This window comes from Flavobacterium sp., from assembly GCF_043722275.1.
Lineage (GTDB): Bacteria > Bacteroidota > Bacteroidia > Flavobacteriales > Flavobacteriaceae > Flavobacterium.
Genome location: NZ_JAYSPC010000010.1, coordinates 1 through 3,157, shown reverse-complemented (window position 1 = coordinate 3,157; position 3,157 = coordinate 1). Strand labels below are relative to the sequence as shown.

The 3,157-nt window shown below is 35.9% G+C and carries 3 protein-coding genes; all 3 read left to right on the top strand.

Annotated elements, in window-relative coordinates; translation table 11 throughout:
* Positions 1-186: hypothetical protein (locus ACHZDT_RS01650; protein ID WP_394772926.1), on the top strand; the 186-nt coding region annotated here is incomplete at its 5' end.
* A gap of 319 nt (positions 187-505) precedes the next feature.
* On the top strand, positions 506-943 hold the full coding sequence (locus ACHZDT_RS01645; protein WP_394772925.1) for a hypothetical protein: 438 nt from the start codon (positions 506-508) through the stop codon (positions 941-943).
* A gap of 26 nt (positions 944-969) precedes the next feature.
* Entirely contained in the window at positions 970-2,178 is a 1,209-nt protein-coding gene (locus tag ACHZDT_RS01640; protein ID WP_394772924.1) for a hypothetical protein, read from the top strand.
* Positions 2,179-3,157: the final 979 nt, after the last annotated feature.

Sequence of the window (3,157 nt, the reverse complement as noted above, 5' to 3'; positions counted from 1 at the left end):
CAGAATCTCACTGGTTGGAGAGATGCTTATTGCAGGGGAATGTGCAAAGCCGCTTCCCGTTCTCAAACAGGTTTCGGTGGAAACAGAATCTTACTGGTTAGAGACACCCTTGTTGCAGGAGAAAATGCAAAGCTGCTAATTGCTTTCAAACAGGTTTCGGTGGAAAAAGAACAGGGCTGCCCATAACAATCGGTTTGGCATTATGGCGGCTGGACGTTGGATCCATCGGCTGTAGTTCGCTGTTCGGCTGCGGCTCCATCTTGACGTGGGCTATGTGGCTTTTAGTTTTCATCATCATTTTTTTTATCATTATTTAGCTTCGGCAACGGGCTTGACGTTTTTCAAATACCGCCAAAACGCCAAGCCGTAACGTTGTGCGCTACCTTAATCCAAAATATGTCTACCCTCAATTAAGTAGACTATATTTGAACAGATGCAAAAAGTACCTTCAAGGAAAGCTATAAATATTTTCATTTGATAGTTTTAAAATTCGCATTAATAAGTTATGGAAAATAAGCTTTGGAAATTGTTCGATGAATTATTTGAAATGGAAAATAAACTAAAAGATAATAATGTTCAACTTTGGCAATTTGAAAATGAATTTGAAAATAGTAAAAGAACTAAGCTTAATGTTCTTTCTAAGAAACAAGTCGAGGACTGTTTAGCCTTGTTTGAAAAAGTAAACTCACACCGCAATGATATTGAAACAAAAAAGGTACTCAATGATAAATGTTGCGAAATAGCTAATATTATTTTTCCCTTAATAAATTCTTTCATAGATGCAGGAAATGGAAAGATAATCGGGCTTTTTGCAGACTTGCCGAACACCAATATACCTGAATATCGGACAAAATTAAAAGTGGGGAATGTGTTAACCACAGGTACTTATTCATTGCTTTATGAGGGAGAACAAACTCCGCAATCTACAGAGGCAACAATGTGATTTTAAGATAAATAAAAATAAATCATTTGAAAAAGCAAATACTGATTTGGTTGACTTTAATGCCTTTTATTTCTTTTCCACAGCAGAAAATATTAATCAAAAGTTCCTGTAGTTATTATGGAGAAAAACTGCCGTTAGAAATTTATAGTTTTAACTCTGATAATGAAGCTCAAACTGCTTTAGCAAGAATAACTAATGCTTCAGGACTACCCTCTAACTTTAAATTAGTAGCAGGCAATGTTCCTAATGCCTGTGCAGTGGTAAAATATAATGCTAATACTAAATCTTTGGATAGGTATATAATCTATAACCAAAGTTTCATGCAAAAAATCAAAGCATCAATTAGCGATTGGGCATCTATTAGTATTCTAGCTCATGAAATTGGACATCACTTAAGCGGACATTCTCTGCAAATGGGAGGAAGTAGACCTGAACTTGAGTTAGAAGCCGATAAATTTTCAGGATTTATTTTAGAAAAATTAGGTGCAACTTTAGAGCAATCAGAGAGTGCTATAAATGCTCTTGTTAATGAAAATGGGTCATTAACCCATCCAGGCAGAAGTGCACGATTAGCGGCGATTGTGAATGGTTGGACATCTGCATATGATGAAGAATTCAAAGGCACTAAAAAAAGCTCTACCGCCAAACGTCCATTATTATTAAACCCTGCTGAATTATACATTTTTAAGAACAAGGATAATTCTATTTCAATTTATCAAAATGATTATCAGTTTAGTCTCGCTGAAACTGAAGCATTAACATTGCAAAAAATTGAGAACGGGATATTGGTGGATGACGCATTTTTAGTTTACATAAAGGGTAACACAACGCAAAATGCTGGATACTTTATAACAAAAAATACACAAGATGCTCCAACTGATGTAAAACTTAGTTTAAATCCTGCATTAGCAACCAGCTTCAAAGACTTATCATTAATAGAAACTGTTGCTGTTGGTAGTTTATCGGGGTCGGACATTACAATTGTTGATAAAGGCATTGCTATCGATAATATTGAAGTATTAAGTAGTTCAAGCTATCCTAAAAAAAGCATTAGTTGTATAAGTATCGAGGGTTATAATGAAAATTTCAAGCTTCATTGGGCGTTAGAACCAATATCTAATTTTGACATTATAAGAGATAAAAAAACTGATAGAAAATACTTTTTTTGTAAAATTCATTCAGGCAACTCTTTTATTACATCACACTCAATTTGTCCAATTTATAGCGAATATTAAAATTTTGTCCATCCAATGTTATACTTTATTCACTTCTTATTGGAGTGAAAAAAGATGATTTATGATTAATACTTAAGGGTTTCCTACATACTGATTTCACGCTTATAAATCCTAAATGCGGAAGCTTAAGCGAGAGAAAGGCAGCGCACAACAAACCGTTTGCCGTCATTGGGGCAGGAAGTTGGAGCAATCAACAGCATCTCATTATTGTGCATTTGTTCGGGCTTGAAGTTCCTTGTTCAGCTTTTGTTTTATACATTTACATCTGTTCGCTATTGGGCTGAAGTTCGGGCTGAAGGAACATGAAATACCCCAACAACGGCAAGCGGGCAATCGTTATGGGCAACCCTTTTTGAAGCACCCGAAGTGCGCAATTGGCAGAAATAAAGTTGCTCATTGCTTTCAAACAAATTTCAGCGGACAAAGAATTTTACAGGTTTGAGACAGGCTTATTGCACGGGAATAAGCAAAGCTTCTAACTGTTCTCAAACACCTTTCTTTGGAAAAATAATCCTACTGGTTTGAGACAGGCTTATTGTACTGGAATATGCAAAGCTTCTAACTGTTCTCAAACACCTTTCTTTGGAAAAATAATCGTACTGGTTTGAGACAGGCTTATTTCATGCGAATATTCAAGCTTTCACACTTTTCTTAATCAGCTTTAGTTCGACAAAGAATCTAATTCGTTAGAGACAGGTTTATTGCACGGGAATATGCAAAGCTTCTTAGTGTTCACATCAAGCTTTTGGTTGACAAAGAATTTTACTGGTTTGAGACAGGCTTATTGCACGAGAATATGCAAAGCTTCTAATTGCTTTCAAACAGGTTTCGGTGGAAAGAGAACCTTACTGGTTGGAGACATGTTTATTGCTGAAGAAAATGCAAAGCCGCTAATTGCTTTCAAACAGGTTTCGGTGGGAACAGAATCTTACTGGTTGGAGACATGCTTATTGCTGGAGAAAATGCAAGGCTGCTAATT

Excerpts from the sequence above, each read along its gene's own strand:
- ACHZDT_RS01645 (WP_394772925.1), top strand. The coding sequence starts at position 506 with ATGGAAAATAAGCTTTGGAAATTGTTCGATGAATTATTTGAAATGGAA.